The organism is Nitrosospira lacus (assembly GCF_000355765.4).
Taxonomy (GTDB): domain Bacteria; phylum Pseudomonadota; class Gammaproteobacteria; order Burkholderiales; family Nitrosomonadaceae; genus Nitrosospira; species Nitrosospira lacus.
Genome location: NZ_CP021106.3, coordinates 101,894 through 125,151 on the forward strand (window position 1 = coordinate 101,894; position 23,258 = coordinate 125,151).

General features: G+C 52.6%; 20 protein-coding genes. 9 read left to right on the forward strand and 11 right to left on the reverse strand.

Features of this window, described 5'->3' with window-relative positions; genetic code table 11:
* Positions 1-82: 82 nt before the first annotated feature.
* Positions 83-586 carry an alternative ribosome rescue aminoacyl-tRNA hydrolase ArfB gene (gene arfB, locus EBAPG3_RS00450; RefSeq protein WP_004180540.1) on the forward strand — a complete coding sequence of 168 codons (504 nt, stop codon included), beginning with the start codon at positions 83-85 and terminating at the stop codon, positions 584-586.
* A 59-nt stretch (positions 587-645) separates the two neighbouring features.
* Here arfB and EBAPG3_RS00455 read toward each other — a convergent pair whose 3' ends face one another.
* The 3 genes from EBAPG3_RS00455 to EBAPG3_RS00465 all read right to left on the reverse strand — a co-directional run bounded on the left by EBAPG3_RS00455 (position 646) and on the right by EBAPG3_RS00465 (position 3,752).
* A complete protein-coding gene (locus EBAPG3_RS00455; RefSeq protein WP_004180542.1) occupies positions 646-2,154 on the reverse strand; it encodes a sensor histidine kinase in 1,509 nt (502 codons plus the stop codon).
* Positions 2,155-2,181: 27 nt separating this feature from the next.
* Positions 2,182-2,655: a response regulator transcription factor gene (locus EBAPG3_RS00460; protein WP_004180552.1), complete on the reverse strand. Its 474-nt coding sequence runs from the start codon at positions 2,653-2,655 to the stop codon at positions 2,182-2,184.
* 410 nt (positions 2,656-3,065) lie between these two features.
* On the reverse strand, positions 3,066-3,752 hold the full coding sequence (locus EBAPG3_RS00465; RefSeq protein ID WP_004180554.1) for an alpha/beta hydrolase: 687 nt from the start codon (positions 3,750-3,752) through the stop codon (positions 3,066-3,068).
* A 113-nt stretch (positions 3,753-3,865) separates the two neighbouring features.
* On the opposite strand from EBAPG3_RS00465, the gene EBAPG3_RS00470 reads away from it, so the two are divergent.
* On the forward strand, positions 3,866-4,972 hold the full coding sequence (locus tag EBAPG3_RS00470; RefSeq protein WP_004180556.1) for a transglutaminase-like domain-containing protein: 1,107 nt from the start codon (positions 3,866-3,868) through the stop codon (positions 4,970-4,972).
* Between the two features lie 226 nt (positions 4,973-5,198).
* Here EBAPG3_RS00470 and yjgA read toward each other — a convergent pair whose 3' ends face one another.
* Positions 5,199-5,774 carry a ribosome biogenesis factor YjgA gene (yjgA, locus tag EBAPG3_RS00475; protein ID WP_004180559.1) on the reverse strand — a complete coding sequence of 192 codons (576 nt, stop codon included), beginning with the start codon at positions 5,772-5,774 and terminating at the stop codon, positions 5,199-5,201.
* A 640-nt stretch (positions 5,775-6,414) separates the two neighbouring features.
* Here yjgA and pmbA point away from each other — a divergent pair.
* From pmbA to EBAPG3_RS00490, 3 genes are all read left to right on the forward strand, one after another.
* Positions 6,415-7,773, forward strand: coding sequence for a metalloprotease PmbA (gene pmbA, locus EBAPG3_RS00480; protein ID WP_004180561.1), 1,359 nt, complete (start codon positions 6,415-6,417; stop codon positions 7,771-7,773).
* Between the two features lie 156 nt (positions 7,774-7,929).
* Complete coding sequence (locus EBAPG3_RS00485) at positions 7,930-8,970, forward strand: Regulatory protein, RpfE type (protein ID WP_004180562.1); 1,041 nt, start codon at positions 7,930-7,932, stop codon at positions 8,968-8,970.
* Between the two features lie 585 nt (positions 8,971-9,555).
* A complete protein-coding gene (locus EBAPG3_RS00490; RefSeq protein ID WP_004180566.1) occupies positions 9,556-10,290 on the forward strand; it encodes a LuxR family transcriptional regulator in 735 nt (244 codons plus the stop codon).
* A 32-nt stretch (positions 10,291-10,322) separates the two neighbouring features.
* Here EBAPG3_RS00490 and xth read toward each other — a convergent pair whose 3' ends face one another.
* Positions 10,323-11,117, reverse strand: coding sequence for an exodeoxyribonuclease III (gene xth, locus EBAPG3_RS00495; protein WP_040853185.1), 795 nt, complete (start codon positions 11,115-11,117; stop codon positions 10,323-10,325).
* Between the two features lie 683 nt (positions 11,118-11,800).
* Between xth and folE the strand changes: the two genes are divergently transcribed.
* Both folE and EBAPG3_RS00510 read left to right on the forward strand, forming a co-directional pair.
* Positions 11,801-12,370: a GTP cyclohydrolase I FolE gene (gene folE, locus EBAPG3_RS00505; protein WP_040853186.1), complete on the forward strand. Its 570-nt coding sequence runs from the start codon at positions 11,801-11,803 to the stop codon at positions 12,368-12,370.
* A gap of 276 nt (positions 12,371-12,646) precedes the next feature.
* Positions 12,647-13,540 carry a hypothetical protein gene (locus EBAPG3_RS00510; RefSeq protein WP_004180570.1) on the forward strand — a complete coding sequence of 298 codons (894 nt, stop codon included), beginning with the start codon at positions 12,647-12,649 and terminating at the stop codon, positions 13,538-13,540.
* 59 nt (positions 13,541-13,599) lie between these two features.
* On the opposite strand, the gene recN is transcribed toward EBAPG3_RS00510, so the two are convergent.
* Together recN and EBAPG3_RS00520 are read right to left on the reverse strand one after the other, a co-directional pair.
* Entirely contained in the window at positions 13,600-15,276 is a 1,677-nt protein-coding gene (gene recN, locus EBAPG3_RS00515; protein WP_004180571.1) for a DNA repair protein RecN, read from the reverse strand.
* Between the two features lie 244 nt (positions 15,277-15,520).
* A complete protein-coding gene (locus EBAPG3_RS00520) occupies positions 15,521-16,405 on the reverse strand; it encodes an NAD kinase (protein WP_040853123.1) in 885 nt (294 codons plus the stop codon).
* Between the two features lie 455 nt (positions 16,406-16,860).
* Between EBAPG3_RS00520 and hrcA the strand changes: the two genes are divergently transcribed.
* Both hrcA and hemH read left to right on the forward strand, forming a co-directional pair.
* The gene (gene hrcA, locus EBAPG3_RS00530) at positions 16,861-17,880 is read left to right on the forward strand and encodes a heat-inducible transcriptional repressor HrcA (protein WP_004180575.1); all 1,020 of its coding nucleotides are present in this window, start codon (positions 16,861-16,863) and stop codon (positions 17,878-17,880) included.
* A 207-nt stretch (positions 17,881-18,087) separates the two neighbouring features.
* Entirely contained in the window at positions 18,088-19,194 is a 1,107-nt protein-coding gene (gene hemH / locus EBAPG3_RS00535; RefSeq protein WP_004180576.1) for a ferrochelatase, read from the forward strand.
* A gap of 16 nt (positions 19,195-19,210) precedes the next feature.
* On the opposite strand, the gene EBAPG3_RS00540 is transcribed toward hemH, so the two are convergent.
* The 4 genes from EBAPG3_RS00540 to yajC form a co-directional block, all read right to left on the reverse strand.
* The gene (locus tag EBAPG3_RS00540) at positions 19,211-19,864 is read right to left on the reverse strand and encodes a DedA family protein (RefSeq protein WP_004180577.1); all 654 of its coding nucleotides are present in this window, start codon (positions 19,862-19,864) and stop codon (positions 19,211-19,213) included.
* Between the two features lie 71 nt (positions 19,865-19,935).
* Entirely contained in the window at positions 19,936-20,871 is a 936-nt protein-coding gene (secF, locus tag EBAPG3_RS00545; protein WP_004180579.1) for a protein translocase subunit SecF, read from the reverse strand.
* Positions 20,872-20,929: 58 nt separating this feature from the next.
* The gene (gene secD, locus EBAPG3_RS00550) at positions 20,930-22,825 is read right to left on the reverse strand and encodes a protein translocase subunit SecD (protein WP_004180580.1); all 1,896 of its coding nucleotides are present in this window, start codon (positions 22,823-22,825) and stop codon (positions 20,930-20,932) included.
* A gap of 81 nt (positions 22,826-22,906) precedes the next feature.
* On the reverse strand, positions 22,907-23,239 hold the full coding sequence (gene yajC / locus EBAPG3_RS00555) for a preprotein translocase subunit YajC (RefSeq protein ID WP_004180581.1): 333 nt from the start codon (positions 23,237-23,239) through the stop codon (positions 22,907-22,909).
* Positions 23,240-23,258: the final 19 nt, after the last annotated feature.

Here is a 23,258-nt window from a genome sequence, read left to right on the forward strand (position 1 = left end):
GTCTCGCCAGGCCCAAAGCCGAATGATGGGTTGCGCCCCGCCTCTCCATCCTACCACTGACCATATAGAGGCATAATGGATCATGCATACAGAAGGTGCGCAACGTGTTGTGGTCCCTGATCTTGCATCTGCCGCGAATTACCCGAAGGTAGCGAGAAAACTTCATATGGATATTACCATTCCCGAAAACGAGGTCGAGATAAGTGCGATTCGGGCCCAGGGATCTGGCGGGCAAAATGTAAACAAGGTTTCCAGCGCTATTCATTTACGCTTCGATATTGGCGCTTCATCGCTGCCCGATATCTTCAAGGAACGGCTTGTGAAGCTGAGCGATCAGCGTATTACCAAAGAAGGGATTGTCGTTATCAAGGCGCAGCGGTATCGTAGTCAGGAGAAAAACCGCGAAGAGGCATGGAGACGATTGTATGAGCTTATTGATAGCGTAGCCAAAGTCCCCCAGATACGTAAACCCACTAAACCCACCCGTAGCTCGCAAGCAAAGAGGCTCGACAGCAAAATACAGCGGGGACAGCTTAAGACGTCGAGAAAAAAATTACCGACCGAACCTGGCCGGGACGGCTCATGAGGGCAGGCAAACAAACTGTACCGCGAATGAGTAGATAGCTCCGAGCGAACATCCCCTTTTTATCCGGTTGGTTCCAGCGACCCCGCCTGCGGGGTGGCTGGATGCACAACCGGACTTCCAGGTTTTTGCACGCTTTTTTCCGCAACCGATGCGCTTCTCACGCCCTGAAAGACGACGGAAAAGGCTGTCCCCCTATTGGGCTCGCTGGAAACCTTGATTTGCAGTTTGTTATTTTCCGCGACGGTTTTTACTATCGATAACCCTATCCCGCTTGATGTTCTATTGTGGAGCACGGCTCTGGGCGTATAAAAATATTCATCGAAAATATGGGGCAAGTCTTTTTCTCCGATTCCAATTCCGTGATCGGTGACTGTCACCACAGTGGACAAGGTTTGCCTGTCAATGCTCGATGCGATCTCTATGGATGCGCCATTATATGAATAGGCGATGGCATTTGAAATGATATTCTCGAAGAGAATTTCCATCTGATTGCGAATACCTTCAACCACGAAATCCTCAATCGACACCTTGACGTCGATTTGTCGTGAACTGGCGATGGGGCTTAATTTGTCAACGCACTTGTGAATGACCGCTGCGATATTGACATGTTCCCGCGCATTTTCACTTCGGGCAGCCGCTTTCAATCGCTCAAGTTTGAGCACATCCAGAATCAAGCCTGCCATACCGGAAGCACGGTAATCGATCTTTAATATGACATCCTTTATTTCAGGTGAAACTTCCCCGCAATAATCGCCCTTTATCAGGTTTATTTTACTGCGAATGGCATCGAGTGGCGCCTTGAGCTGGTGTGTCATCAGAACCGCGTACCGGTCTTTCTCGACCTGAGCCCGGCTGATCTGTTCGTAAGCATCCAGGAGCTGGTGCTCGCGTGTACGCACGACGATAGCAAGCCGTGAAACCACATACCAGACAATGACAAACAGTACATCAAGGGTAAACATCCATGAAAGGATATCAATTTTATGCGGATTTATGCCGGATGTACCGGAAGCGATCAGCACGGATTGGGGAGAGAGAAAAAGAAGGGGAGTTTCTATCAGTAAAACGATTGCATACATGAGGCAAACCAGGATCGCCACGATCAGGCTTTCCATTGCCGAGAAAAAAATACACGATAAGGCAATGTGCAGCACATAAAAGAATGGAGCCGGTGTCGCGATACTGCCAACAAAATGTACGACAACCGAAAGGCATAGAAGGTCGATGATAATCTGCGCCCAGATATTGATTGACGGAGAGTTGTACCGGGATTGCCGGCGTGAATCCAGAGCATAGATGCAAGCAATGTTTGCCAGGCATAATATCAATGTGATAGCAAGCGGCCAGCCCTGTTGATGAGTGATGCCCGCTTCGGTGAGCGTATCTGAGGCAATAACCGCTACTATCTGAAAAAGAATGAGAATACCAATCACGCCCCATCGAAAAATGATAAACCAGCGAGCGTTGCCGATTAATACTTCGTCACTGAGCTTCGAGCCGGTCACCCCGATATTGGAGAACGCAAAACGATTCCTCGAGGTGTCCCAGGAAAATTCGGCAAGCGCCATGATTAAGTTCTCTAGGAAAAATCCACTTTAAACTTTTGCGTTACTTGCACTATCCAGACGGTTACGAATAATTGATAAGAAACTGGCCGGTTCCACCGGCTTCTCCACGATCAGAATCCATTCGTCGGATATGCCTGTAAAATAAGGACGGATCTCTTCCCCGAGAGAAGTCATGAATATCATGTGAAGCTGTGGAAGGCGTTTCCGGATTTCAACAAAGGCCTCCAAACCGGCATCCATGGTCTCGACCATCACATCGAGAATTGCCAGATCAGGCGGATTTCCCGATTCCCGCAAGGATTCGACAAAATCACCCATTGTCTGGTAGCTATCAACTATATATCCATTGGCGCTCAGGATACGCGCGACCGTATCCCGGATATCCGGATCGTCATCGACATGGGCAATCCGTTGTTTTGTGCCATTTTCTTTTGCGAGTACGGAATTCGACCGTTGACCCGTCAGTTTGCCGGGTTCCAGGTGGTGAATGGTTGCATGCATTTTAGTCCCCTCCGTTTCTGTTATATATATATGTGTAGAAATACCCTATTGTTAGCAGGGTAATATAGTATGTGTGAAGGCAGCGTCAGGCGCAAGTCAAGAATTCGTTAAGATTGCAGCGAACCGGGGGTTAAGTGAAATACAAAGGCGGCACACTCTACGGCGTATTGCGGCAGGTTTCGCGCTCAAAGCGCCGGCGCCGGGAATCTATGTAAACTGTAGGAAGCCAATAAGTGAAACGCATTGCGCCGCAAGTCGTTGGACCGGTAAACGAAATCGCATTCGGCTTCTCACCTGATAGTTAAAAAGAGCACCCAGCGAGCGGATTGAAGAGGGAATGATGGCGATATGCTTGCATAGGGGACTGATTGACATGCGGCGTAATGCGCTGCGCTTGTTGTGCCCTACGCCTATATCAGAACCCGCTTCAGCCAACCACCGATATCGGCTATTTCGTTTGCGCAAACAGAATGCGCCATCGGATATTCGTGCCACTCCACGGCGTAGCCTGATTCTTGCAGCTTCCGCCTTGCAGCCGCCGCCAGTGCCATGGGTACGATATTGTCCGCGCTCCCGTGCGCCATGAAAATCGATATGCCGGAATTGGCTCGATGCGCCTCCGCCGCGAGCGTTTGTGACGCCGGCAGATAACACGATAATGCCATGACGCCGGCGAGTTCTTCAGGGTAACGCAGACCGGTATGCAGCGCCATGGCTCCACCTTGGGAAAAGCCCGCCAGAACGATATTCCCCGGCTCGACACCGCGCTGCTTCTCGCGGTCGATCAGTGCTTCGATGGCCCGTTGTGAATCGCGCAGGCTTGTCATTTCTTCATGAAGGCCGGAATCTGGATCGACTACATCATAGTCATGCCATGCCCGCATCACCAAGCCCCGGTTGATGCTTACCGGCCGCATGGGCGCGTGTGGAAACACGAAGCGGACGTGAAGATTTGAAGGCAACCCGAGTTCATCCACGATGGGAACAAAATCGCGGCCATCGGCTCCGAGACCATGCATCCACAAGATCGTGTGACTGGGACGAACCCCGGTTTCGAGTTCAATGGCGGGAAGCAGTCCGGCGGGAGGAGGAGTCATTGATAAAAAAGGAATTTGGAATGAGGGTTGAAAATGTCGGTTGACTTAGCCGAAAGGCAGGATTAGATTCGCGCTTTCGATTGTTAAGATTGCACGAATAGCGGGGAAAGATCATGAAGCGTAGGGATTTTATCAAACTAGCAGGGGTCAGTGGGGTAAGCGCCGCATTATTTCCGATTCCGTCATCCGTATTCGGTCAGCAGGCTGTCCGGCCGCGATCGCGCAGCTACCGTCTGACCTATAAAGTCGACCTTCCCAGTGAAGGCAAAAAAGCGCGTCTATGGCTGCCGTTACCGGATACCAACGATACCGCCCATCAGTTTTCCCAGGGCAGTGTATGGAGCGGTAACGCGGACATCGCCCGGTTTGACAACATACCAGGAACAACCTCCCCGATGTTTTATGCTGAGTGGCGGGGCACCGGTCCACGCAGCGTCGCGGTAAGCAGCGTTATAAAGACAACCGATCGCGTGGTCGATTTGAGCCGCTATGCGGAGCATGGTACCGCCAGCATCCCCGCGGAGGTGAAACGTTATTTGCAGCCGACCAGGCATATTCCGCTGGATGGCATCGTGCGCAAGACCGCTTTATCCATCGTCAAGGGAGCCAATGCCCAAACGTCGCTGAAGAAAGCCCAGGCGGTATACGATTGGGTGGTGGAGAACTCCTATCGCGATCCGGCAACGCGGGGATGCGGGCGGGGTGATATCAAATCCATGCTGGAATCCGGCAATCTGGGTGGAAAATGCGCCGACCTTAACGCCCTGTTTGTGGGTCTCACACGGGCCGCAGGCGTTCCCGCGAGGGATAATTACGGAATTCGCATCGATGAGTCTGCGGCGCATAAGACGCTCGGTCAATCAGGCGATGTCTCCACCGCCCAGCACTGCCGTCCTGAATTCTATCTTGCCGGTCTGGGGTGGGTGCCTGTGGACCCCGCTGATGTGCGCCAATTGGCGCTGGATGAAGATTTGCCCATTACTAATCCGCGCGTGGCCGCGCTGCGCGAGAAATTGTTTGGTGCATGGGAAATGAATTGGGTAGCGTTCAATCATGCCAGGGATGTCACCCTGGCGAAAGATAGCATGTTGGGCGAACTCCCGTTTTTTATGTACCCCCAGGCTGAGGTCGCCGGTCATCTACAGGATAGCCTTGAGCCAGCGGAATTCGTTTACAAGATTGTTTCGTCGGAACTGGTCGGCACCGGCGTCAAATTCTAGCACTTGCCACAACGCAGGATGGGTGGCGCGCAGCGCAATACATCATTTGGCTTTTATTCCATACCGCCGGCATTGTAAGCCGGTAAACCCTGGGAAAACAGCGCGTTAATGCGCGCCAGTGGCAGGAATATTGGTGGGGCGCCGTGGGGGTTTGATGGGTTACGCTGCGCGCCACCCATCCTGCGCACGCTGCAACGAGTATGGCACATGCAATACTGCCGTCCGCTCAGTGCCCCCATCCTTCATCTGCCGCCACATTGTCTGTATCGACTTTCCCGGATTCTTCCGGAATGATCTTCTGCAATTCTTGAAATAACGCACGAAAGCTCCTGGGCGGCTTGTTCGCGAGTTTCTCCTTAGGAGCGTTGCGCGCGAGCGCGCGCAAATGCTGCAAGTCAGCGTGAGGATAGTTTCGCGCAAGTTCTGCGAAGGCCTGCTCATCCGCAAGCAGGCGGTCGCGCCAGCGTTCCAGCAGGTGAAGCCGTACGGTATGTTGCACGGTTGCGCCGTTCCATACATTAAACTTTTCCAGAATAGGTACCGCATCAACGTCGCGCATCAATTTGCCGATATATTGCATCTGCCGGCGGCGGGCTTCATGCTTATGTATCCGTCTGGCTTCGAGTATGGCGTCTGTGAGCGCTTCCGGCAAAGCCAACTCGGTCAGTCGCTTGACATCGAGCAGCACCAATTGTTCGCCAATGTCCTGCAGGGCATGCATTTCTTGCTTGCGGCGGGTCTTGCTGGGCAAGAGATCGGGCTCTGAATTCTGCCCAAAATCGTTGATCGGCTTTTTTTGCATGGCGGCTTGTTAGGAATCTCTGAATAAGTCCCACGTGGGCACGACGACGGCTTTGCGGGATGGAATGCGCGAAAGGCGAAGACGTGAATGGTGCTCCCCTTCGCTAGGAGCCTGACAAAGCGGGCCGCCCGCAAAGCCCCGTCCCCTTCGGTTGCTGGTAAAATCGGGCGCTCACTGCGTTACACTCCTTGGCATCGTAGACTACGACCTGCGTCGTGCGCCTTGTGATCATCCCAATTTTACCAGCAATGCGCTCCACGGCGGACTTATTCAGAGGTTCCTCAATGGCAATCAGAAACTGCTATCATAGCGCATTCAACACATTATCCTGAATCCGGCAGTTGGACAGGGCGGAGTGGATGGTTTCTGGGGCGCGGAGCAAGGCGCCACGACGCGGAATAGTCTTTCCATTCCAATGAGTTGCAACGTAGCCATGAAAAATCATCCAACCCGCTCTGTAGCGAATCATCAAAGATCAAAGGTAAAGGAAGTCTTTGTGGATCATAGCGCCAAACTGAAAAATGAGCGGTCAACTGCTGGATTTAGGATGTTCTTATTTAATCGCGTCGAACTTGTCTTTTTGGCCAGAAAATGATGTGCCCTTCGATAGTCAATCCAATGTTACTTCCGTAAAGTCGCCATGAACGAGAACACCAAGTCTTCGCCACATTTTTCCTATCCTTTTACCGTGCTCCAGAATATCGCGCGTGATGTGCTGGATCATGCCAGGAAGGCTGGCGCTACCGCCTGCGAAACCGATGTCTCGGATGGATTCGGCCAGAATGTCACGGTGCGCCGGGGTGAGGTGGAAACCATTGAATACAACCGGGATAAAGGGCTGTCGGTAACGGTATATATTGGCCAGAAGCGTGGTCATGCGAGTACTTCGGATTTCTCGCCCCAAGCGGTAAACGACACCGTGGCGGCGGCACTGTCCATCGCGGGGTACACCGCCGCCGATGATTGCGCGGGATTGGCCGATGCCGACTTATTGGCGCGGGAATTTCCCGATCTCGATTTGTACTTCCCATGGGAATTGCCAGTGGAGCAGGCAATACAGCTTGCCCAGGCCTGCGAAGCGGCCGCGTTCTCGGTTGACAAGCGTATCACCAACTCCGAGGGGGCAAGTGTTTCGCTGAATGAATCTCAGTTTGTTTATGCAAACAGTCTCGGTTTCATGGGCGGCTACCCTTCCTCTCGCCATAGCATCAGTTGTGCAGTAATCGCAAGCCACGATGACACCATGCAGCGCGATTATTGGTACAGCACGGTGCGCGATGCCGTCGATCTGGAGCAGGCCGACAGTGTCGGCAGGAAAGCGGGAATGCGTAGTGTCGCGCGGCTGGGCGCAAGAAAAATTGCTACCTGTGAAGTACCGGTGCTGTTCGAGGCACCGATCGCCTCGAGCCTGATGGGACATTTTGTCAGCGCCGTGAGCGGTGGCAGCCTTTACCGGAAGTCGTCATTCCTGCTGGATAGCGTTGGCAAACAGGTATTCGCGCCGGATATACAGATCCGGGAATTGCCTCACCTGAAGAAAGGACTGGCGAGCGGGGTGTTCGATGATGAGGGGGTTGCCACCCGTGAACGCCAGTTGATAGAGAATGGCGTGGTACAAGGTTATTTTCTCAGCAGCTATTCCGCTCGTAAACTTGGGTTGCGCACTACGGGCAACGCCGGTGGCAATCACAACCTGATTCTGGATAACGGTGCCGCCCTTGAATTCTCCGCATTGCTCAAGAAAATGGGCAGAGGGCTGCTGGTAACCGAATTGCTTGGCCATGGCGTGAACCCTGTTACTGGCGACTATTCGCGAGGAGCTGCCGGCTATTGGGTTGAAGGAGGGGAAATCTGTTATGCAGTCGAGGAAATCACGATTGCAGGTAACCTCAAGGACATGCTGCTCGGTATTTCCGCAGTGGGTAACGATGTAATAGTACGTGGCTCAAAACAGTGCGGATCACTTCTGATAGATCGGATGACAGTGGCGGGCGGCTAAAAGTCCCGGCACGGAATGGCGTGGTTTCCCCCCAATTGATTTCCATGCGGATCGCCACCGTTATCTCATCCGGGTTCCCGCATTAATCCGGCAACCATCCACTATCAGCCTTCTCCCACTTCCGCACCCCCATCTCCGACTGCCGGATTCAGGATAATGAATCTACATTTATTCATACCTTCCCTTTTCTGGCCGGATGCGTCCCTGCCCGAGATTTACCGCGATTTATCATTGCCCGGGTTGGAAAATCTGCTGGCAAAAAGTTTGCGCATTGACGATAAATCGCACGAGGTCGAAGCGTGGCTTTGCTGCGCTTTTGGCGTGTCAAAGCAGCGGGATTGGCCGGTGGCCCCCATTACCCTGGAAACCGATGGTGCGGGAAGCGTAATAGCTGGAGACGATTACTGGGTTCGTGCCGATCCCGTGCATCTGCACATAGAGCACGATCAAATCCTACTGGCTGACAGCCGTGTGTTTCGAATTTCGATGGAAGAAGCAGACCAGCTTACCCGTTTGCTTAACCGGCATTTTGAAGAAAATGGCCAGGAGATGGTATTTATGCCGCTGCGGCCTGATCGCTGGTATTTACGCGTGACGGCAATACCACCGGTGGAAACGCGTTTGCTCAGTGAGGTTGCCAATAAAGGACTGCGTGAATTATTGCCATTCGGCACGAACAATAAAATCTGGCGCGGCCTCTTCAACGAAATTCAGATGCTGCTGCATGAGCATCCGCTTAACCAGTCACGCGAGGCCCACGGCGAGCCAGCCATTAACGGCACCTGGTTCTGGGGCGGAGGAATCCTGCCGCAATCCATGACAAGTCGCTATACCCATGTATGGACCGATGAGGTTCTTGCCGCTTCCCTCGCATTGGCGTCCGGCGCTGACCAGCTATGGCTGCCGCCGGATGCGGCGACATGGCATCAATCCGCCGTGAGCGGCAATCATCTGGTCGTACTTGATTCCCTGCATGGAAAATCCCAGTATGCGGATGCCTATGGTTGGCGTGAGAGCTTAAAAGAATTGGAGCGTAACTGGTTCATGCCCTTATGGGCAATGTGCAGGCAAGGCAAATTCAATCAGCTAACGCTGACAAGTACCGGCAGCCGCAATACACAAAGTTTCACCCTTAAACGTGGTGATACGAGAAAATTCTGGCGTAGTACGAAATTACTTGCCGATTATGCTCGATGAAACCTACAGGATCTAGGGCCTGTTAACACTTATTTTGCACCCGCGACGGCGACGGATTTCATCCAGGACGAGGCATGAGCCGCGCGGCGGAGCAGACCTCCGTAAGCGGCGAGTAACGAAGGGCTGGATGAAATCCGTCCCGTCCCTTTGGGTTGCGCACAAAAAAAGCGGATGCCGCGTTTGCCCATAGACCTACTATGGCCTGCGCTTCGCGCCTTGCCTCCGCGTTTTTGTAGTAACGCGGGCGCGAAATAAATGTTAACAGGCCCTAGGTTGAATGATTCTCCTAGTATTCATAAAAATCCCCACCCCGCTGTATAAATGCTTTCCACAGTATATACTTTACGTAAATAGCTATTTTGGGCTATTTGGACTATCTTATTTGGATGAATAGTCATATTGTAGAAGCGATGAATGAAGGTATGATTAACAAGCAGATTGTTACGAATTTTCCGGCCTCTGTAACAAATCTGTAATTAACATATTGTAATATTGGAAGTTTTGATAGAATTTCCCCAACTGAATGAAGTGGCCTTGAAGGGATTCTCGAGAAGAAAGGAGAATGACTCATGAAAGGAAGAAGTCATGACTGATTTAAGCCTGTTCGAATCGTTGCTAAATTGCAACACAGTGGAGGAATTGCATACCAATACGACGGCCATCATCGGCCAGATGGGTTTTGAGCATTTTCTTTACGGCGTGCAAGTGAATACTTCGCTTACCCGTCCTTATCGATTTATCCTCAGTTGTTATCCGGAAGCATGGCGCAAGCATTATGATGAAGAGGGTTATGCCGGTATCGATCCTACCGTGGCACATTGCGCCAGAACCACCATTCCCATTATCTGGAAAAACGAGGTTTTCAAGGGACGCAAGGAAGCCCGGGTAAGGAGCGAAGCAAAGGATTCCGGCCTGGTGAGCGGCGCCAGTTTCTCAGTACACGGCGGACGCGGGGAAGCCGCAATGCTGAGTCTTGCCACCTCACGGGAATCCCGCGAAGCACAGGATGACATTTTGGCGACGATGGGCCGTGCTCAACTGTTAACCTGTTATCTGCATGAGGCGGTGCAGCGTATCGTGCTTAGCCAAGGTCCCCTGCCCCTGAAGCAAATCAGCCTGACAGAGCGGGAAAGGGAATGTTTATTATGGGCGGCGGAAGGTAAAACGGGCTGGGAGATCGCCAACATCGTCAGTATTTCGGAGCGAACGGTGACTTTTCATCTCCAGAACGCAGCGCAGAAAATGGGGGTGGTCAACCGTCAGCAGGCAATCTCCCGCGCCCTCTCCATGGGGCTTATCGCGCCCTGCACTATTACGTGAAGCCGCGCTAGCCGCGAAGAAAAAGAAAGGCATTACAGATCTGTTTCAAGTTCCGACGACTCCGTCCGGAGCTCCACCATTACGGGAGCATGATCGGAAGGCCGGTCAAGCTTGCGTGTTGCCTTATCTATGACACACGTGGTGCATAGTTTTGCAAGCGCATCACTCAGCAAAATATGGTCTATTCGCAAGCCCATATTACGGCGAAACGCCATCATGCGGTAGTCCCACCATGTATAGGATTTTTCCGGCTGATCAAACAAACGAAAGCTGTCCAGAAGACCCAGGTTGAGTACTTCGCGAAACGCATCGCGCTCCGGCAGACTGAACAGCACCTGCCCTTCCCATAATTTGGGGTCATGCACATCGCAGTCTTCCGGCGCAATGTTGAAGTCACCCAGCAGCACCAGCTTCTGGTGTCTGCTTAACATGTCCCGTAGCCAGCCATTGAGCGCGGCCAGCCATTTCAACTTGTATTGATACTTTTCCGACTCGATGCTCTCCCCATTGGGAACATAGATGCAAACGACCCGCATATCCCCGTAAATCGCCGACAGGATGCGTTTCTGAGGATCGTCGAATCCGGGGATGGCCGTAATAACTTCGGTGCCCGGTTGCTTGCTGAGCAAGGCGACGCCGTTATAAGTTTTTTGACCGGTATGGATTGTCTGATATCCCGCCGCAGCAATTGCCGCTATGGGGAAATTCTCGTCCTGCAGCTTGGTTTCCTGTAGACACAATACATCGGGTTGATTTGCCGCGAGCCAATCGAGTACCTGTGGAAGGCGTACTTTGAGGGAATTGACATTCCATGTGGCAATTTTCATTGTCTGTATCTTCGCTGAATCCACACAGGTTGTTTCTTTAACTCGCTGACTGAGACTATCGCTAATGGCCATCAAGACCCTGTTCAAGATATTATTTCGCTTGGCTGGTAAGGAAATAACCTTTGTCAGTCCTGCAAGCAAAAAACCCAGGATGGGGACCATTCTCCCACAATTTCAAGAACTCCGGAAATTGGGAGGGTTCGCTTTTGCGAAAACCCGGGAATCACACGCTCACTCATTCTGCCCAAAACATAACCCAAAAAATGGTCTGGTGATAACAACTTATACCCGAGGCGGGATTTTATATGCCGGATAACATATCCGGGAATGAATGGCGGTAAGCGGATTCGATCTTGTAGCGTCAGAAGCTCTTCATGCGCTATTTCTCCGCGGGCAAATTTCATGGCATCGTTACGTTTGAACAAGCCGAATAGATAGCCAGGGATCAATACTGAATAGTTACACATTTATGTTGTGCTATCATGGATGTGGACGTGTTGCAAAATGCGTCCTTCCTCTCACGGAGAGATTGGCGGATTCTGCACATCCCGCTGCCGCAATTAATCATTTGCGTCACCCTCCTGCCAGCACCTGGAGACCCGATAACCGGCATGGGTGCCGATGTGAGTAAATGCTCTGTCGATACTTTGGACAATCTTCATCTAAATAAAGGCAAAGTTACAATGACCACTCCACGCGATTCAGAATTTGGCGTAGCCGACTGGCAACGGCTGTTGCGCTCAATTGGCGAGGACCCTGAACGTCAGGGCCTGACCGACACACCGAACCGGGTTGCCCGCGCCTGGGCGCATTGGATGCGAGGTTATAAGCAAGACCCGGCAACGATTCTCAAGACATTCGCCGATGGGGGTGAATGCTACGATGAATTGATTGTTGTCAGGCAGATACCGGTTTACTCGCATTGTGAGCACCATCTGGCGCCCTTCTTCGGCCATGCGACCGTTGGGTATCTTCCGAGCGGCCATATTGTCGGGCTATCGAAATTGACCCGGCTGGTCAACTGCTTTGCCGCACGGCTGCAGGTGCAGGAACGCCTGACGCAACAGATTGCGCAATCCCTGCTTGAGCATCTGCAACCCAAGGCGGTCGGTGTGATAATCCGGTGTCGTCACATGTGCATGGAGTCGCGCGGGATCGCGGTTGTGGGGGAAGAAACAGTCACGTCCGCAATGCTCGGCGATCTGAAGACGAACGCCGCTCAGCGAGCGGAGTTTCTGGCATTGGCAGAGTAGAAAGCAGCCTCCGGAACTACCTCAAAACCACACGTCAAGCCTCAGTCCGACATTTTTACCTGACATTCCTCTGCAATAATATATAAGTAAACTTGCGTATATATTCTGGCTTATGTTCAGCATTTGGATTCAAGATGCAAAATTAACGCTTGGTTTGCCATAATATCAAAGTCATACAAAGTCATATCTTGTCAACCATAATTCTTCTGGTTCGTTTTTACTATCAAGTGAAATGGAGGAAATTAAATTAGCAATACTATTGAGGAGCAGAAGTTTATGAAGTCAGGAAAATATTGTTCGATCTTCTCTCCCGCGACAAAACAGCAAAGAAAAGAAAATTTTGAAAATTACTGGGAATTCACTCAGCATCATGGTGGCGAACTTTTTGAAGATGATAGGGATCTAGCCAAGAAACGTGCCCGCCTTCAGTATTTTCAGGATAACCCGGTAAAATTACGGCAGCCACTGGCTGATCCTGAAAGCTTTTATCGAAACTACGTTGAAATGCAGGATGACCTTCATTCCCTTGATCGCATGACATTGATGCTGACGGGGATGTACAAATTCGCCAGGCACGAGTGGGTGGGGATAAAAGGCGCATGGGATTCGGTTCCGGATATGGCAAATTCGTGCCGGGTCGAGGATAAAATCAGCCGCGTGCATTTAGCCGAAGAGTTCTGTCACGTACGCCTGTTCAATGAAATGCTGGTGACATGTGGCCTGGACAGGGTTGAGTGGGTACCTTTAGGACCAATCAAGGAAAAAATCTACGAACAGTTTCCCAAGTTTCCGGGATTCCTGATGGACTCACCCGCTTTTGTAACTGAATTAATGGGTGTAACTTACTACTCTCATCTAAACCGCCTGTTTGACGACATATTGGTTGATGAACCGGAAGTCCGCGGTCGTTTGAAAGAACTTCTGGATGAAATTACCATTGATGAAGTCGCCCATGTGGGACAACGAAGAAATTTCATCGGCCCGCTGGGCATGAAAATTTCAAAGGCGCTGGTCAGACCTTTTTATACATTTTTTTTCAATGACATTCCTGAAATCAAATACTTGTTCAATGTTGGGCAGATGATTGAGGATGGCATCGCTTTCGACTTTAATAAACTGCCCAATCATATGATTGAACGTAGCTGGGTTCCTTCTTACTGCAAAGCCTGAGAGGCATTCCGTACGAACAGGAATCCGTTTCACGACCGCTATATCGCCGGCCGGGCATTTCACCCGTTCCGCAACATTTCGGCCGCGTGTTTACGCGTAGTTTCGGTGATCTGCTCGCCACCCAGCATGCGGGCAATCTCTTCGACTCGCTCCTGCTTTTCAAGCACGGTGATCCGACTCGATACTTTCCCTCCATTAGCTGGATCGACCGATTTGGTGACCTGCCATTGGTGGTCTGCCGCCGCTGCGACTTGTGCGAGATGGGTGATGCACATGACTTGACGTTCGGTGCCCAGTTTTTTGAGCAACCCCCCCACAATCTCGGCCACGCGCCCGCCTATGCCTGCATCCACCTCATCGAATATAAGTGTGGGCGCCGCACCAAGCTTGCTGGTGATAACCTGTATTGCCAGGCTGATTCGCGACAATTCACCACCCGATGCCACTTTTGCCAACGGGCGAAGCGGCAACCCCTGATGAGCTGAAACCTGAAATTCGATTTGCTCCATGCCATGCGCATTACCTTGTTCAAGCGGGGTCAGCGCCACCGAAAATTCCCCACCCGACATCGCCATGGTTTGCATTGCGGAGGTAACTTGCTGCGCAAGCGCTATAGCCGCCTTTCTTCTCGCCTCACTCAGCTTTTTTGCAAGCTGGAAATATTCATCCCGGGCTTCCGCCTCTTCCCTCGCCAACGTTTCGCCGTCATCCTCCTGGCCGAGTTCTTCCAGGCGCCCTCCTACTGTTCTCAACAGATCCGGCAATTCCTCGGGAGTAACACGATATTTTCTGGCGGTGGCGTGGATCGCCGATAACCGTTCTTCCATTTCCTGCAAGCGTTGCGGGTCGAGATCGAGTCGCTGCTGATAACGTCCCAGTTCATACACGCCTTCCTGCAACTGAATCTGCGCCGATTCGAGTAAATCAAGCACGGTTTTAAGATCAGTGTCGCAATCAAGCAGATTGTTCAGGCGCGAAATAACCGAGTTTATTTGCGCAAGCGCGGCCGATTCTCCTTCCGACAGCGCTTCCAGCCCCATCTGTGCCGCTTCAAGCAAGCTGGCCGCATGCGCCAGACGACTGTGATCGGCTTGCAGCGCTTGCCATTCTCCAAGTGAAAAGTTCAAGGCGGTAATTTCGTTGACTTGCCACTCCAATTGCTCGCGCTCTTGCATGAAGGCGGCTGCATTCTGCTCCCAGGCCATGCGCCGCTGCTGCAAGCCCTGCCAGCGGCGATAAATTTCTGCCGTAGTCCGGTGCAACTCATGACTGCCCGAGAATGCATCAAGCAGATCGCGTTGCGCATCGCTGCGCAACATGGACTGATGTGCATGCTGACCATGAATATCCACCAGCCTTTCACCCGCCGTGCGTAGTTGCTGCAAGGTAGCGGGATATCCGTTGATAAAACCGCGTGACCGCCCGCCAATATCCACAATCCTGCGCATCAGGCATATGCCGCTATCATCACCATTACTTTCAAATCCGTTGTCACGCAACCAGTCTCCCAGCTCCGGCTGTTCTCTAATGTCGAACTCCGCGCTGATTTCGGCACGCTCGCAACCATTTCGCACCTCGCCGGGGTCGCTGCGCTCACCCAGAACGAGTGAAAGCGCATCAATCAGAATGGATTTTCCCGCCCCCGTTTCGCCTGTAAGTACCGTAAAACCGGGAACGAACTCCAGCTCCATGCGATCGACAATGACAAAATCCCGAATGGTCAGAAACGTCAGCATGATAAAAGATTCATCCTAAATCCGGTAGTTGGACGGGGTGAAGTGTGCGGTTTTTGGGGTGCAGGGCAAGGCGCAACGATGCGGAATGGTGGTTCCATTCCAAGAAGTTGCAACGCAACCATGCGCCCCAAAAACTGTGCAATCCACCCCGTAGCGGACACACTCGAAAGGTGAGAATCAAGTGACACAAAATTCCCTACCAATCATAGACTGATAAATGAGCGATCAACTGCCGGATTTAGGTTCATACCGGATTTCTCGGAAAACCGCTCCAGCCAAGTTTCTCGCGCAGCATTCGGTAATAGCTGTGATCGGCAGAATGCAGCAAGGTTGCTTCGTGGGGAGAGCGCTGCACTACCACTCTGTCATGTTCCCGCAGGTCGAAATGGGAATGGCTGTCGGAGTGAACACGAGCAACCGCGGTGCGATGCATCAGGATTTCCACGATGGCATCAGGTTCCACCACGATCGGCCGATTGCTCAGTGTATGCGGGCTGACAGGGACCAGCGCGATTAAATCCAGACTGGGATGAAGAATCGGACCGCCCGCCGACAGCGCATAAGCGGTAGAGCCGGTTGGAGTCGCCACAATCAGACCATCGGAACGCAGCGAGTAGACGTATTCGCCATTGATACGTACCTCGAACTCAATCATATTGCCACCCACCCCCCGGTTCACCGCGACGTCGTTCAATGCCAGGGCGCCAAATACGCATGTATTATCGCGCATGACTTCAACATATAGCAGCATGCGCCGTTCCATGACATATTGGCCGTCGAGCATGGCGCCAAGCGTCTTCACCATGGAATCGATGGAAAGATCCGTAAGGAATCCGAGCCTGCCCTGATTGATACCGACCAACGGCACGTCGAAAGGCGCCAGCTTTCGCGCAATATTGAGCATGGTGCCATCTCCGCCCAGCACAATCGCCAGATCGGCGCGTACGCCGATCTCCTCCATCGTCACGGCGGGATATGCGTTTTCTGCTATATTCGCGGCGGTAAGGCAATCCACCAGAACTTCCACATCCCGGCTCTCCAGATATCGCCCCAGGCGCAGCAATGGAGCTGCAATCTCCGGATTCTTGTGCTTGCCGATAAGCGCTATTGTGTTGAACGGGGAACTCATGGATGGATTTAGAATGGGAGGCCTGCTCCACGGGGAATGATCCATTATTCAGGAATCTCCCGGTACCTGCTCCACTAAGGATTTATTGAGATTTCCTGAGAATTGTTTTCAAGATTAAACCATATCGGGCGCCGGGTGACAAAAGATTCCAGCAGTAGTGCGATAAATCTGCACGATATGGTCCGCATGGCACCGATTGAAACTGACTCCCGCAGTTGATTGTTCATTTTCTTAATCAGCGTGCCATGATTCACAAGGATTGGTGACATTTCTTGACCTTGATCTGTGTCTGCAAATCGACGCTCCCGGCTGAACAGAATTTCTCTTTGCCGGTCCAAGATAAGCGTAACGCGTGATTTCCACACTGGCTGGTGTCTCGTTCATAATGGTGTTGCATTAAGCGGGATAACGCAATCCCGGAGCCGGAAAACAGAATCCTGGTGTAAAATAATCCCATGCTCAATCAACGCGCAAAAATTCTGCTCAAGACCCTGGTGGAACGGTATATCAGCGAAGGCCAGCCGGTAGGCTCCCGCTCGCTTTCCAAGTTTTCCGGCCTGGATCTGAGTCCAGCCACCATACGCAACGTGATGGCTGACCTCGAGGAGATGGGCTTCGTGGCCAGTCCCCATACTTCGGCCGGACGTGTGCCGACTCATCGAGGCTATCGTTTTTTTATCGATACGCTGCTGGTGGTCAAGCCCCTGGACGTTATCGAAATCCACCAGCTTGAAGACCAGTTGTACCCGGACCATCCTTCACGGTTGATCAATTCCGCGTCACAGTTGCTGTCGGAATTGACACGTTTCGCGGGCGTGGTGGTAACCCCCAAGCGCAGCAGCGCGGTGTTCCGTTATATCGAGTTCATGGCCTTGTCGGAGAAGCGCATTCTACTTATTATCGTCACGCCGGAGGGTGATGTTCAGAATCGCGTGCTGTTCACCGACAGGCCCTACAACCAGACGGAGCTGATTGAGGCGGGCAATTTCATTAATCAGAATTACGCCGGTTGCACCTTTGATGAAATCCGCGTTCGTCTTCAAAGCGAATTGAAGCAATTGCGCCACGATATGACCAATCTCATGACCGCAGCCATTGAGCTGGGTAACGAGGCACTCCAGTCAAATAGCGAAGCAGTAGTGGTCGCCGGCGAACGCAAGCTGCTGGATGTACATGATTTAGCCAGCAACATGACCAGCCTGAAGAAACTGTTTGATCTGTTCGAACGTAAAACCGTATTGCTGCAGTTGCTGGAATTCAGCCGCAAGGCGGAAGGTGTACAGATCTTCATTGGCGACGAGTCGGGTGTGTTGACGCTGGATGAATTCAGCGTAGTTACCGCACCTTACGAGGTAGACGGAAAAGTCGTGGGGACCGTGGGGGTCGTCGGCCCCACGCGCATGGCTTACGAACGTATCATTCCGATTGTGGATGCGACTGCCAGACTGCTCTCCAGTGCACTGTCGCACCACTAATTATCCCCTATTCCGTCCCGAACCGGCGCCCGTTCCCATCTCCCGAGCTCGCTGTCCGATGCTATCTCTCGTCAGAAACGCAAGCAAGGATGAGGGCGGTACCCGCGGAGCTGAGACACGGTCAGGGCACACCACTACGGGTTCGGACTGGATTCCGGGTCAAGCACGGAATGACGCAATCCATGGGATTTTCCTGCCCGATCAATAATGAGAATTCAGGATAATTTGATTTCCCCCGAACCCGCTTATGAGCACGGCACCCAAGACCGGACGGGCATTCTGCTGGTCAATCTTGGCACGCCCGATGCCCCTACCGCTCAGGCGCTGCGGCCCTATCTCAAACAATTTCTGAGCAATCCACGAGTCATTGAAATATCGCCGTGGGCATGGTGGCCGATTCTGAACGGCATCATACTCAATACGCGGCCCAAAAAATCGGCGGAAAAATATGCACAGGTGTGGATGCCGGAAGGCTCGCCATTGAAAGTCCACACCGAGCGCCAGACCAGATTGCTGCGTGCCGCCCTGGCGGATCGCACTCATCCCGCGCCGATGGTTGAATATGCAATGAGCATTGGGAGCCCCTCCATAGCGGAAGTGCTGGGGCGAATGAAACAGCATGGTTGTGAACGCATCCTGGTGCTGCCGCTCTACCCCCAGTATGCCTCCAGTAGCACCGCCTCGGCCTTTGATGAAATCTTTGCGCAACTGGGAAAGATGCGTAACACGCCTGCCCTGCGCACGGTGAAGCATTATCACGACCATCCGGGCTACATCGCCGCGCTGGCGCGGAATGTACAGGATTACTGGATGAAAACCGGCAAGCCCGACAAGCTTGTAATAAGTTTTCACGGCGTGCCGCGCTTCACCCTGGACAAAGGCGATCCCTACCACTGCGAATGCCAGAAAACGGGACGATTGCTGGTGGAGGCGCTGGAACTCAACGCGGATGAATACCAGATTTGTTTTCAGTCACGCTTTGGACGGACGGAATGGTTAAGACCCTACACCGCAGTAACATTGGAACAACTCGGCAAACAAGGTATCCGGCGCGTGGATACCGTCTGTCCCGGCTTCGTTTCCGATTGCCTTGAAACCCTCGAAGAAATCGCCATGGAAGGCAAGGCCATCTTCATCCAAGCCGGTGGCCAAGAGTTTCATTACATTCCCTGCCTCAATGAACGCGACGACTGGATCCAGGCCCTGGCCGATATCGCACTTGCCAATTTGCAGGGATGGCTGGATCTGGAGCACCCGGAAGAACAACTGACCCAATCACGGCAGCGGGCGCTGGAAATGGGGGCTCAGAGGTAGCGATGCCAGCAGTCTGTTAAGCTTTCTGCCCCCCGTTGCCAAACCGGCTGCGTATAAATTGAATAATGCCCGGCAAGATCGAAATGATAATGATCCCAAAAATGAAAAAGGTCAGATTATTTTTGACGATCGGCACGTTGCCGAAGAAAAAGCCGCCAAATACAAAGAAACTGATCCAGAAGATGCTGCCGAATGCGCTGTACGCCATGAAACGCGGATAGACCATACGCCCAACCCCGGCAACGAAAGGCGCAAAAGTGCGCACGATGGGCAGAAAGCGCGCGAAGATAATGGTCTTGCCGCCATGCTTTGCATAGAACTGGTGAGTCTTTTCCAGATGAGCGCGATTCAATAATCGCGAATCCGCGCGGCTGAATATCCTGGGACCGAAATAACGTCCGATCCAATAATTCGTGTTGTCGCCGCAAAATGCGGCCAGCATCAGCATTGCCGCCAGCCATTGAACGTCCATGGCGCCGCTTGCGGCAATCGCACCCGCCACGAACAGCAACGAGTCCCCCGGCAGGAACGGTGTCACCACCAACCCGGTCTCACAAAAGATTATCAGGAACAGAATGAGGTAAATCCAGCTGCCGTAATTCTGCACCAGCCAGATGAGATGCTGATCCAGATGCAGGATGATATCGATAAAAGTCGTAAGGAGTTCCAAAACGAGCCTTGGAAAAAACGGAACCGAAACTGCGATGAAACCGGGAAGCGTCTAAAAAGATCGAGACTAAATCAAGGTACCGCTTCCGCCTCTTCCTTCTTTTTTTCCGGCTTGACAATATCCTCGCGCGAGACACCCAGCAACATGAGGAGAGGGCTTGCCACCAGCACCGAGGAATAAATGCCAAACAGGATGCCGATAGTCAGCGCCAACGCAAAGTAATGCAGCGCCTCGCCGCCGAACAACAGCATGGAAATTACGACCATTTGCGTACTGCCATGGGTGATAATGGTGCGCGACATGGTGCGGGTAATTGCATTATCTATGACCTGCGCCACAGGGGCCTTGCGCATCTTGCGGAAATTTTCCCGTATCCGGTCGAATATCACCACCGATTCATTTACCGAATAGCCAAGAATTGCCAATATGGCCGCCAGCACGGTGAGCGAGAACTCCCATTGGAAAAAAGCAAAGAAACCCAGAATGATCACGACGTCATGAAGGTTGGCGATGATCCCGGAGACACCGAATTTCCACTCGAAACGTACCGCCAGATAAGCCACGATACCCAGCGACACGATCAGTAACGCCAGCGCACCGTTCTCGACCAACTCTTTGCCCACTTGGGGGCCGACAAACTCCACCCGGCGTATCTCTGCGGTTTCGTCATCCTGACGCAGGGCGGCAATGACTGTTTCGGACAACTTGGCGCTTGACATATCCGACTTGGCAGGCAGTCTTATCAGCACATCCCGGGATGTGCCGAAATTCTGTACGCTGACATCCGGCATCCCCAGTTTCACGAGTACATTCCGTACCTTGTTGATGTCCGCCGAATGGGTATAGCCGACCTCCATTACCGTGCCGCCGGTAAAATCCACACCCAGATTCAGACCCTTGGTAAAGAGAAAAAATACCGACACAATAAAAGTCAGCAACGAAATGGTGGTGGTATATTTCCCCCAACTCATGAAGGGGATGTCGCGCTTGATTCTGAAAAATTCCATGCGGCCTTTATCTCCTGCTTGTTTTCTGCCTGTTCTTCACTTGTTTTTTACTTATTCGTCACTTACTTTTCAGTCTGGCAGGCCGCTGGGCCCCGCTCATTCCCGGCGTCGGCGCTTGTTCACTCACCGGCTTCCAAACCTGTCCAATGGAAACCTTGTCCAGTTTGCGGCGGCTGCCGTACATTAAATTAACCAAACCGCGCGAAACCATCACCGCACTGAATACCGAAGTCAGAATACCCAGACACAACACCACGGCAAATCCCTTGATGGGACCGCTCCCGAACGCAAATAAAGCGATGCCTGCGATCAAGGTAGTAATGTTGGAATCAAGTATGGTGCCAAATGCCCGTTCATATCCCGCATTAATCGCGGCTTGCGGCGACATGCCGTTGCGAAGCTCATCGCGAACACGTTCATTGATCAGCACATTCGCATCGATTGCCATGCCTATGGTAAGCGCGATCGCCGCCATGCCCGGAAGCGTCAATGTAGCCTGCAAGATCGAGAGCAGGCCGATCAGAAGCAGCAGGTTCACACCCAGCGCCATCACGGAAATGACACCAAACATCAGATAATAGGCCATCATGAAAATGGCGATCGCCAGAAAGCCATACAATGTGGAATTAAACCCGCGTGCGATATTGTCCGCACCCAGACTGGGGCCTACCGTGCGTTCCTCGATGATATCCATCGGCGCGGCCAGCGCTCCGGCACGTAACAGCAGCGCCACATCCCTGGCTTCCTCGGTACTCATGCGTCCGCTGATTTGCACCCTCCCGCCGCCGATCTCCTCGCGGATCACCGGAGCCGTCACGACTTCCGCCTGATTCTTTTCGATCAGCAAAATAGCCATGCGCTTGCCGACATTGTCACGTGTCAATTGTCTGAAAATTCGCGCCCCATTGTTGTCGAGGTTAAGATGCACCGCTGGCTGATTGTTGCTATCGAAACCCGCCTGCGCGTCATTGATGCGATCGCCCGTCAACACTACCTGCTTTTTCACCAGCAACGGACCCCCGCCGCGCTCATTGTAGAGCTCTGTTCCGAACGGAACCTGCCCGCGCAGTGCCGCGGCCAGGTCACGCTCCTCGTCCACCATGCGCACTTCCAGCGTGGCGGTACGTCCCAGAATATCCTTGGCTTTGGCAGTGTCCTGTACACCGGGCAATTGCACGACCACCCGATCAGCTCCAGCCTGTTGAATAATGGGTTCGGCCACACCCAGTTCATTGACGCGGTTGCGCAGCGTGGTGATATTCTGCTGCACGGCGGTATCCTGGATGAGCTTCTGCGCTTCCGGCTTGAGGGTAGCGGTAAGATGAAACTCGTCTCTCACACTCTGCTCACGCAAGCTTAGATCGGCATAGGTCTTCTTGATCTCGGCCTCAGCCTTGGCGCGAGACTCGGGATCACGAAATTTGACAGTGATCATCGAGCTATCCTTATCGAGTCCGATATACTGGATTTTCTGCTCGCGCAGGCTGCTGCGTATATCGGCGCTGAAACGGTCAAGCGCTTTGGAGAGCGCCCCGTGCATATCCACCTGCAGCATGAAATGGACGCCACCCCGCAGGTCAAGTCCCAGATACATGGGCAATGCGCCGATGCTGGTCAACCACTGCGGAGAATTGGGGAGAAGATTCAGCGCCACCATATAACTGTTACCGAGTACCGACTGGAGCGTATCCTTGGCCTTGATCTGCGTATCGGTGTCGGCAAAGCGCACTTTGACACCGCCAGCCTCAAGGAACATTCCGGTAGGGAGAAGGTTAGCCTTCTTTAACGACTCCTCAACCCGCTGCAGCAGTGCGGTATCGGCTTTGGCAGCGGTCCGTAATGGCGAAACCTGCACTGCGGGCGACTCACCATAAAAATTCGGCAGGGTATAGAGCAGTCCGAGCAGTATCGAAACCGCGATAATCAGGTATTTCCAGGCAGGGTAGCGGTTCATGGTTTTGGGATGGATACTAGGGAAAAGAAGGTACAAAAAGGACGATGCCGCACCCTCATGTCTTGCCTTACCGGAATCTGGTTAATCCTTCTCTATACTGTTCAAGGTTCCCTTGGGCAGCAGGGTCTGTATGGCAGTCTTTTGAATGACGATCTGCACATTTTCGGCAATCTGGAGTATTACGTAATTACCGCTGACCTTGCTCACGCGTCCCAGCTGACCCCCTGTGGTCGCCACCTCGTCGCCCTTTTGCAGCGCCTCTATCATCAGTTTCTGTTCCTTGGCGCGCTTCGCCTGAGGACGAATCAGCAGAAGGTAAAATACGGCGAATATGCCGATCAGCGGAAGCAGGCTCATAAAATCAGCACCTGTTGGAGCAGAAGCGGCCTGGGCGAAAGCTTCACTAATCAACATGACATTCTCCGATGATAGT

Bases quoted from the DNA above. Each gene is read 5' to 3' on its own strand.
- folE (WP_040853186.1), top strand. From the start codon at position 11,801: ATGACCACTCCACGCGATTCAGAATTTGGCGTAGCCGACTGGCAACGG.
- recN (WP_004180571.1), bottom strand. From the start codon at position 15,276: ATGCTGACGTTTCTGACCATTCGGGATTTTGTCATTGTCGATCGCATG.
- EBAPG3_RS00520 (WP_040853123.1), bottom strand. From the start codon at position 16,405: ATGAGTTCCCCGTTCAACACAATAGCGCTTATCGGCAAGCACAAGAAT.
- EBAPG3_RS00485 (WP_004180562.1), top strand. From the start codon at position 7,930: ATGAATCTACATTTATTCATACCTTCCCTTTTCTGGCCGGATGCGTCC.
- secF (WP_004180579.1), bottom strand. From the start codon at position 20,871: ATGGAATTTTTCAGAATCAAGCGCGACATCCCCTTCATGAGTTGGGGG.
- EBAPG3_RS00465 (WP_004180554.1), bottom strand. From the start codon at position 3,752: ATGACTCCTCCTCCCGCCGGACTGCTTCCCGCCATTGAACTCGAAACC.
- EBAPG3_RS00460 (WP_004180552.1), bottom strand. From the start codon at position 2,655: ATGCATGCAACCATTCACCACCTGGAACCCGGCAAACTGACGGGTCAA.
- pmbA (WP_004180561.1), top strand. From the start codon at position 6,415: ATGAACGAGAACACCAAGTCTTCGCCACATTTTTCCTATCCTTTTACC.
- arfB (WP_004180540.1), top strand. From the start codon at position 83: ATGCATACAGAAGGTGCGCAACGTGTTGTGGTCCCTGATCTTGCATCT.
- EBAPG3_RS00490 (WP_004180566.1), top strand. From the start codon at position 9,556: ATGACTGATTTAAGCCTGTTCGAATCGTTGCTAAATTGCAACACAGTG.
- hrcA (WP_004180575.1), top strand. From the start codon at position 16,861: ATGCTCAATCAACGCGCAAAAATTCTGCTCAAGACCCTGGTGGAACGG.
- EBAPG3_RS00470 (WP_004180556.1), top strand. From the start codon at position 3,866: ATGAAGCGTAGGGATTTTATCAAACTAGCAGGGGTCAGTGGGGTAAGC.
- EBAPG3_RS00455 (WP_004180542.1), bottom strand. From the start codon at position 2,154: ATGGCGCTTGCCGAATTTTCCTGGGACACCTCGAGGAATCGTTTTGCG.
- yjgA (WP_004180559.1), bottom strand. From the start codon at position 5,774: ATGCAAAAAAAGCCGATCAACGATTTTGGGCAGAATTCAGAGCCCGAT.
- hemH (WP_004180576.1), top strand. From the start codon at position 18,088: ATGAGAATTCAGGATAATTTGATTTCCCCCGAACCCGCTTATGAGCAC.
- yajC (WP_004180581.1), bottom strand. From the start codon at position 23,239: ATGTTGATTAGTGAAGCTTTCGCCCAGGCCGCTTCTGCTCCAACAGGT.
- xth (WP_040853185.1), bottom strand. From the start codon at position 11,117: ATGAAAATTGCCACATGGAATGTCAATTCCCTCAAAGTACGCCTTCCA.
- EBAPG3_RS00510 (WP_004180570.1), top strand. From the start codon at position 12,647: ATGAAGTCAGGAAAATATTGTTCGATCTTCTCTCCCGCGACAAAACAG.
- secD (WP_004180580.1), bottom strand. From the start codon at position 22,825: ATGAACCGCTACCCTGCCTGGAAATACCTGATTATCGCGGTTTCGATA.